The organism is Acidobacteriota bacterium (assembly GCA_040756905.1).
Taxonomy (GTDB): domain Bacteria; phylum Acidobacteriota; class Aminicenantia; order JBFLYD01; family JBFLYD01; genus JBFLYD01.
The window spans coordinates 21,307-28,734 of sequence record JBFLYD010000012.1 but is presented as its reverse complement, the minus strand read 5'-3'; the positions used below and the strand labels follow the sequence as shown (position 1 = coordinate 28,734).

General features: G+C 34.8%; 8 protein-coding genes. 2 read left to right on the top strand and 6 right to left on the bottom strand.

Annotated features, from left to right (window positions below; genetic code table 11):
* The first annotated feature begins 211 nt into the window (after positions 1-211).
* Positions 212-2,176, top strand: a complete 1,965-nt coding sequence (locus AB1410_01610; GenBank protein ID MEW6455397.1) for a DUF4910 domain-containing protein — start codon at positions 212-214, stop codon at positions 2,174-2,176.
* Entirely contained in the window at positions 2,173-2,445 is a 273-nt protein-coding gene (locus AB1410_01605) for a YHS domain-containing protein (protein MEW6455396.1), read from the top strand. Before AB1410_01610 ends, AB1410_01605 begins: the two co-directional genes overlap by 4 nt.
* Here AB1410_01605 and larE read toward each other — a convergent pair.
* The 6 genes from larE to AB1410_01575 all read right to left on the bottom strand — a co-directional run bounded on the left by larE (position 2,376) and on the right by AB1410_01575 (position 7,301).
* Complete coding sequence (larE, locus tag AB1410_01600) at positions 2,376-3,227, bottom strand: ATP-dependent sacrificial sulfur transferase LarE (GenBank protein MEW6455395.1); 852 nt, start codon at positions 3,225-3,227, stop codon at positions 2,376-2,378. The genes AB1410_01605 and larE overlap by 70 nt on opposite strands.
* A 1-nt stretch (position 3,228) precedes the next feature.
* Complete coding sequence (locus AB1410_01595; GenBank protein MEW6455394.1) at positions 3,229-4,128, bottom strand: PfkB family carbohydrate kinase; 900 nt, start codon at positions 4,126-4,128, stop codon at positions 3,229-3,231.
* Positions 4,125-4,991 carry an S-methyl-5'-thioadenosine phosphorylase gene (gene mtnP / locus AB1410_01590; GenBank protein MEW6455393.1) on the bottom strand — a complete coding sequence of 289 codons (867 nt, stop codon included), beginning with the start codon at positions 4,989-4,991 and terminating at the stop codon, positions 4,125-4,127. Before mtnP ends, AB1410_01595 begins: the two co-directional genes overlap by 4 nt.
* A 222-nt stretch (positions 4,992-5,213) precedes the next feature.
* Positions 5,214-5,630, bottom strand: a complete 417-nt coding sequence (locus AB1410_01585) for a PIN domain-containing protein (GenBank protein MEW6455392.1) — start codon at positions 5,628-5,630, stop codon at positions 5,214-5,216.
* Entirely contained in the window at positions 5,623-5,829 is a 207-nt protein-coding gene (locus AB1410_01580) for a type II toxin-antitoxin system VapB family antitoxin (GenBank protein MEW6455391.1), read from the bottom strand. Before AB1410_01580 ends, AB1410_01585 begins: the two co-directional genes overlap by 8 nt.
* A 152-nt stretch (positions 5,830-5,981) precedes the next feature.
* Entirely contained in the window at positions 5,982-7,301 is a 1,320-nt protein-coding gene (locus tag AB1410_01575; protein ID MEW6455390.1) for a replication-associated recombination protein A, read from the bottom strand.
* Between the last annotated feature and the right edge of the window lie 127 nt (positions 7,302-7,428).

Sequence of the window (7,428 nt, the reverse complement as noted above, 5' to 3'; positions counted from 1 at the left end):
CTTTTTCAAATTCTGATTTCATCGAAAAAGTGGCCGGAATAAATCGGAATGGGTGGCCACTTTCAATCAGAATCAGTGGCCGGTTTGAATCGGAATCGATGGCCACTTTGGATCGGAATATACAACCCTATTACCCGAGGAGTTAATCAATGATATTATAAATGAAGTTTCAGGAGATATTGCCCTTCAGAATGAGATAATTCTTACTGGAGTGAACAGAAATAGACTACCTGAGGAGTATAGAACTCATTACTTTGAATCAGAATTTATCCTCAAAAAACTTCACGAATATGGAATTAGAGAGTCATACATCGTTGAACTTCCAGATTTTTTCTCAACAGGTGAGAAAAAAACCTGGGATGCGGAGAGCGCAGAATTATGGATGTTTGAGCCAGAAAAGAAGAAGTTGATAGATTTAAATGATGTTCCTGCATGTCTTGCTTCAGGAAGTGTCACATCTGATGTCACTGCAGAGCTTATTTATGTAGGTCCAGGGAATAAGGAATCTTATTATGAGGGAAAAGATGTAAAAGATAAAATTGTTCTGGTTAATGGATCTCCAGGTAGTGCAAAATTTTTTGCGGTTGATAAATATGGAGCACTTGGAATTGTAGCTTATTCCTCAAGTCATCCTGAATTTGACCCTGATCAGGTAGGATGGTCTGGCATAGGAGGAAGAAGAATGGTAACAACTGATGAAAAAGTCCAGCCGAAAGACACCTTTGCTTTTATGGTATCAACAAGAATGGGGAACGAATTGAGGAATATACTTGAGAAAGGGGTAAAGATAAAAGTGCGAGCTTTGTGTAAAACTGACATGGTTCCCTATCATGATGAAGGAGTGGTGGCTTTGATTAAAGGGAGTGAATATCCTGACGAAGAATTAATTTTCACAGCTCATCTATTTGAAGGATATGCGAAGCAGGGAGCAAATGACAATGCAAGTGGATGTGTCGCAATTCTTGAAACTGCAAGGACCATTCACAAACTTATCGACAAAGGAAAAATTAAGCCTCTTAAACGTTCGATCAGATTCTTATTCATTCCAGAGATTTCTGGAACCATTGCTTATTTAAATAAATACCCTGAAATAAAGAAAAAAATATTTGCAAGCATAAATGAAGATATGGTTGGAGAAGCTCTACACAAGAATTATTCCTTCTTTTCGATAAAAAGGACTCCATATTCAATTCCGAGTTATTTGAATGATGTTCTTGAGAATATAATCGAATGGGTAGGAATGACAAATAGAATCAGCATTGAATATAGAGGTGATGGATACGCGAAGATGCTGAAACCGATAATCTCTCCAACTGGAAGCAGAGATTCTTTCTATTACAAAATAGATAAATTCTATGGTGCTTCAGATCATATTGTTTTTGTGGATGGAGGCATAAGGATTCCAGGAGTTATGCTAATTGCCTGGCCGGATATGTGGTACCATACAAGCGGAGATACTCCTGATAAATCAGACTCTACCCAGTTAAAAAGGGTTGCTTTTGTTGGAGTTGCTGCAGCCTTATTCTTAGCCAATGCCTCAGATGATGAGGTTTTAAAAATAATCGGAGAGGTATATGGAAGAGCCTTGTTAAGGATCGGAGAGGAAATCCGGAGGGCATTTCAATTGCTGAATGATAGTAGACCAGAGGAACTTTTTTTAAATTATAAAGAAGCAGATAATATTCTGAAACAGGCTATAATTAGAGAGTCTGAAGCGTTGAATTCAGTTTCATTCTTTATAAAAGGAAATAAGGGCTTGAATTTATACTTGAAAAGTAAAATAGAAAGTTTAAAAACTAAAGGTTTATCATTGAATGAGGATTTAAAGAATCATTATATTTTCCTTGGAAAACTCAGGAATGTAGAAATGAAAAAACTCACTCTTTCAGCTGAAGAGAATAGATTGGGTAAAATAATTCCAGTCAGAACAGAAAAAATGCAGGGTTTTTTTAATTTCTTTACATTCAGGGAACAACTCAAAGATAAAAAAGACCTTCCAAAATACAATCTGGGAGCAGCAGAGTTTGAAGTAAGAAATTTCATCGATGGAAAAAGAAGCATACTTGACATAAGAAATGCCGTGAGTGCCGAATACGGATCTCTTGACTTAAAGGATGTGGAAAATTATATTAAAGTGCTGGAAATTGCAGGAATGGTTAAGTTAGAGAATAAATGAGGTTTGTAATAAGATTTATATTTTTTCTAATTCTTGTGTATATAGGATGGCTCATATTGAAACAAATTTTTTTTCCTGAAAGGAAAGAGAAGGTAAGAAAGCACATAAGAGAAAGGAGAGAGATGGTAAAGGATGAGGTTTGTAATACCTATCTTCCAAAGGAGGATGCAATTCACAAAGTAATAAATGGAAAAGATTACTATTTTTGTTCTGATGAGTGTAAGGATAAATTCTTATTTAAAGTTTCTTCAAGGCTTCCGCTTCTATAGCCTTCAAGGTCAAGAGTTATATAAGTGTATCCAAGGGATTTCATGAAGTCCACAATTTTTTTTGATAATCCTGGTTTTTTAAGGATTTTTTGAAATTCTTTTTTTTCAATTTCAATCCTTGCAATTGGAAAGTGATCCCTTAATCTGAATACTTTATATCCTAATGATTTTAAAAATCTCTCTCCTTTATCTATCCTTGATATTGCTTCTTCTGTTATTGGTGTACCAAATGGAATTCTCGAAGAAAGGCATGGATTTGCAGGTTTGTTCCAGGTGGGAAGATTCATCTTTTTTGAGAGCTTTCTTATTTCTTCTTTCTTCAGGCCTGCTTCTGCAAGGGGACTTCTTATATTCATTTCTTTTAAAGCTTTCAACCCAGGTCTTCCATCTCTTATATCATCTGAATGAGATCCATCAGCGACCCATTTGATGTTATTCTCTTCAGCAATTTTCAGAAGAGATTTATATATGTCAGTTTTACAAAAATAACACCTGTTGGGAGGGTTTTTTACAAACTCAGGATTTTCAAGCGCAGAATATTTATAGATAATATGTTTCACATTGAGTTTTTCTCCAATTTTTTTTGCCTCCCTAATTTCATCTTCAGACTCAACTTCACTGATTGTCGTGACTCCAAGGACATTTTTATTCCCCAATACTCTGCGACTAAAAGCAAGGAGGAATGAACTGTCTACCCCACCGGAGAAAGCCACTAAAATTGAACCCATATTTTTCAGTATTTTTGCAAGTTTTCTTTCTTTTAATCTAAGAATATTTTCCATGCTAAAAATAAGTCATCTTCCGAAACTGATTTAACCTGTCTTTTAAGTTATTCTTATCTATATTTAAAAGTTTTTCAGGTCCAAAATCTTCCACGGTAAATGAAGCAATTATAGTTCCCCATACAGCTCCTTTTTTAATTATTTCCCAGTTCAATTCTCCCTGCATATCAATAAACCCGAGGAGACCTCCTGCAAAAGAATCTCCAGCTCCTGTAGGATCTTTTGCATCTTCAACAGGAAATCCTGGAATTGCAAAAACTTTGTCTTTATAAAAAATAATCGACCCATGTTCTCCCTTTTTATATATTATTATTTCAGGTCCCCAATTCATAATTTTTTTACAAGCTTTAGCTGCATTTCGCTCTCCTGATAAAAGAAAAGCTTCCTCATCATTTACAAAAAAAATGTTCGATTGTTCAATTGCTTCGATGAGAAAATCTTTCTGTCCTGTAATCCAGTGATTCATGGTATCAAGAGCTATTATTTTCGGATTTTTCATTTGTTCTAAAATTTTAAGCTGGAGGTCAGGCTGAATATTGGCCAGAAAAATTGTTGTTGATTTTGCTAACTCATCTTTTAGCTCTGGAGAAAATTTTTCAAAAACATTTAAATCTGTTCTAAGAGTTGTTCTTCTGTTCAAATCATCACTGTAAACCCCTGACCATCTGAATGTTTTGCCTTCCTTTATCTCAAGTCCCTGAATGTCAATTCCATTTTTTTTAAACAGGTTTAAATACTTTTCATCAAAATCGGTTCCCACTACAGCTACGATTCTTGGCTTTGTAAAAAATCTTGCTGACAAAGCAAAGTAAGTTGCAGAACCACCTAATATATCTTCTCTTTTTCCATAAGGCGTTTCAACTGTGTCGAAAGCAACTGATCCAGCAACAAGGAGTGTCATTTTATGTATTTTTTTATTATCAATTCCACTTTTTCCTTTGTTTCCTGAGGAATTAAATCAGCTCTGGTTATAAGGGAAGTTTTCAAGGCATCCTTGCATTCACACCCAGTTCTTTCTATGGGAATAATCTTGAGAGCCTCTTTGATTATTCTCTTGGCGTTCTGAGCGTTTTTATTTAGGTTTTCAATCAGCATTTCAACGTTTACTGCTTCCTCACTTTCATGCCAGCAATCGTAATCTGTTGACATTGCAATGGTCGCATAACACATCTCAGCCTCTCTTGCCAGTTTAGCTTCAGTTGCATTTGTCATACCTATTACATCTACTCCCCATGACCTGTAAAGAAATGATTCAGCTTTAGATGAAAATTGGGGCCCTTCTATGCATAAATATATGCCTCCTTCGTGAACGGGAAGGTTTAATTTTTCAGTCGCCTTATATAGATAATCTGCGATAACAGGGCATATCGGATGGGCGAAACTTATATGACCTGCAATTCCATTTCCAAAAAAGGTGTTCTGTCTTCTGTAAGTTCTGTCAATATACTGGTCGATTATTACAATATCGAGAATTTTTATTTCTTCTTTCATAGAGCCAACGGCACTCATGGATATTATTCTTTCTGTTCCTAACATTTTAAACCCATAGATGTTTGCTCTGAAATTAACATCTGAGGGGATATGTTTATGTCCTCTTCCATGTCTTGAAAGAAAAGCAACCTTTCTTCCTTCAAGAGTTCCAATAAAGTAAGAGTCAGATGGAGAGCCAAAGGGCGTCTCTAATTTTACCTCCTTTAAATCAGTTAACCCATCGATTTGATAGAACCCGCTTCCACCTATGATTCCAAATTCTACCTTTTCCATTACGCTTCTCCTTCCTCAGGAAGATTTAGTTTATTATTTTACACTTTATCCGTCAACAATTATTGGGCTGTCTGTTTTGTACCGAAGAGGCCAACCATCCCCTTCGCTCAGCTCTCCTCGCCATGCAAAAATTGGGGTCAGATCTTATTTTTTGCATTTTTATGACATAGGAAAAATGAATAAAGAATTTTAGATTAAATTTAATTCCATGAATTGAGTTAATTAAATTAATTCGGATGCATAACTTTGTAATTTTAGATCTATATATTTTCCTACAAGGTCAAAATGTTTATCCGCATGAACTATCAGAGCTCCTACTATTTTAGCGCAAGAGATTATAATAATATCTATAAAAGGAATATCAATATCTTTTCTCCTTAATTGAAATGCTATTTTATAAGCTTCTTGCCATTTCTCCTCATCGATTTCAACCTGCGTTAGAGCATCCAATCTCATTTTTAACCGAGAAAACTCTTTCTCAGTTCTTGTACCAGCCAGAAGTTCGAGCTTTATAATGGGAATAATAGCAATTTCATTATCCCTTAGCAATTGTTCAATCCTATTTTTTATTTTTAGATTATAATTTTTTCTCAAAGCAAAAATCCACGCTGAAGTATCCACTATTACCAGATTATTCATTTCTTCTCAATTTTTCTAAGTCTTTTAGAGAAATCTCAATATCAAAAGTTCCAAGCTCCTTTCGAAAAAGTTCTCGATTTTTAACTCTGATTAGCTCTCGAAGACCTGCTTCTATTGCTTCCCTTTTAGATTTCACACCTGCAATCTTTATAGCACTCTCCAGTAATTTTTCATTAATTACCACTGTTGTTTTATTCATTTTGCCATCCTTTAAATACATAAAAATTATACATATTAAACATACATTATTTTTATAATTCTGTCAATAAAATTGCAATTTTCTTCTCTCATTTTATTTTTCGATTTTTTTATATAAAAAATTATTACAAAGGAAAAAGAGAGATAGGTGGATTAGATTTTTTTCTTTATACTCTCCCACCACTCAATTCGTTTTTTTATTTCTTTTTCAAAGCCAAGTTCTCCTGGCCTATACCATTTTTTTCCTTTCAGTTTTTCAGGAAGGGTTTCCATATCTGTAGTTTTCTCTTCAAAATCATGGGCATACTTATAATTTTTCCCATATCCTACTTTTTTCATCAAAGGAGTAACTGGATTTCTAATATGGAGAGGAACAGGTTCATGAATTGTTTTTTCCACATCCTCTGAGACATTATTAAATGCCTCATAAACAGAATTACTCTTTGGTGCAGAGGCTAAATATACGACAGCCTCAGCAAGAGCAAGTTCACCCTCAGGGGAGCCCACAAAATCGTATGTTTCCTTTGCGTTAAGCGCTACAGTTAATGCCTGGGGGTCTGCAAGTCCTATGTCTTCTACTGCAAATCTTATAAGCCTTCTTGCAATATAAAGAGGATCTTCTCCAGCTTTCAACATTCTTGCAAGCCAATAGAGAGATGCATCCTGGTCAGAGTTTCTAAGGCTTTTATGAAGGGCAGAAATCAGATTGTAATGTTCTTCTCCAGCCTTGTCGTAAATAAAAACTCTTTTTTGAATTGCTTCTTTTAATATGTCTGAGTTTATGGTTTTTGACCCGAAGGATATGGATATTTCTGAGGCAATTTCAAGATAGTTCAATGCTCTTCGAGCATCTTTATTTGAGTAGATAATTAAATTTTCAAGGGCGTTTTCTTCGATTTTAAGCCCTAAGTTTCCAAGGCCTCTTTCCTCATCATTTAGAGCATTCTCAATGATTTTTTTTAGAGATTCTTCATTCAGAGGATAAAGAACAAGAACCTCAACTCTTGAAAGAAGAGGAGATATTATTTCAAAAGAAGGATTTTCAGTTGTTGAACCATATAAAATTATTTCGCCTTTCTCCACATAAGGAAGGAATGCATCCTGCTGAGCTTTGTTAAACCGATGTATTTCATCGATAAATATAATTGTAGGTTTTCCAAACATTTTTTTCTGACTCTGGCTTTCTTCCATGACTTTTTTAACCTCTTTAATTCCTGAAAGAACAGCACTGAAAAACATTGAGGGGAAATTTAATTTTTCTGCTAATATTTTTGCAATTGATGTTTTTCCACAACCTGCAGGACCCCAGAAAATAAGAGAGATTGTAAGATTTCCACTTATTATTCTATCGAGTATTTTACCTTTTCTGGTGAGATGTTCCTGACCAAAAACTTCTTCGAAGCTTCGAGGTCTCATCCTGTCAGCAAGGGGAGAGCCTGATTTAAATCGATTCTTTAAATCCAATCCGCTCATTTTGATTATTTTCCTTTGTATTAATTCTATCTCATATTATCAAGGAATTCAACTATTCATTCCTCCAGAATTCTCAACAAGACAAGCCCTTGCACCTTCAAACAAATAAGTTTTTTATTTCTTCAAT